The 535-nt window shown below is 55.7% G+C and carries 1 protein-coding gene; it reads left to right on the top strand.

All coding sequences use genetic code 11. The features are described from left to right. Nucleotides 1-145: 145 nt before the first annotated feature. Nucleotides 146-460 carry an H-NS histone family protein gene (locus tag MKD38_RS30870; protein WP_012354764.1) on the top strand — a complete coding sequence of 105 codons (315 nt, stop codon included), beginning with the start codon at nucleotides 146-148 and terminating at the stop codon, nucleotides 458-460. The last annotated feature ends 75 nt before the right edge of the window (nucleotides 461-535 follow it).

The following is a 535-nucleotide window of genomic DNA, read 5'->3' as shown; positions in this document are numbered from 1 at the left end:
CCCATACGGTTCAAGTGCCAACGGCACGGCCGCAGCCCCGAGTTTGAGCGCTTTGCGACATTTTGTAGGGTAAGGAACAAAAAGACCTTGCGGACTGACTTTAAAGTGCGTATAAGTCAAATGTCAGCAATAAGCGGGGGCTCAAATGGCAACATATAAAGAACTGATAGCGCAAAAGCAAGCGATCGAGGCTCAGCTTGAAGAGGCACGGGCGAGCGAGGTTGCCAGCGTCATCGAACAAATTCGTGATTTGATGGCGCAATACGACCTGTTGCCCGAAGATGTTGCGCCGCGGCGTCGTAGGGGACGGCCAGTCGGTGCTGCTTCAGCGCAGCGCGAAAAGGCGCCGCTGCCACCCAAGTATATGGACCCCAAGACCGCGAAGACTTGGTCCGGCAGAGGTCGAGCACCGGCATGGTTGGGCAAACGGCCTGAACGTTTTCTAATTCCGCAGGAGTGACGACACGCACGGGCGCTCAAATGCCCGGTGAAGCTAACGCTAGAAAGAGGGCATTTCGTAAAACCACTAGCAGGC

Origin of the sequence: Cupriavidus sp. WGlv3 (genome assembly GCF_023952475.1) — a bacterium.
Taxonomy (GTDB): domain Bacteria; phylum Pseudomonadota; class Gammaproteobacteria; order Burkholderiales; family Burkholderiaceae; genus Cupriavidus; species Cupriavidus phytorum.
The sequence above is the reverse complement of the archived record's forward strand: the minus strand, read 5'-3'. Positions and strand labels throughout refer to the sequence as shown.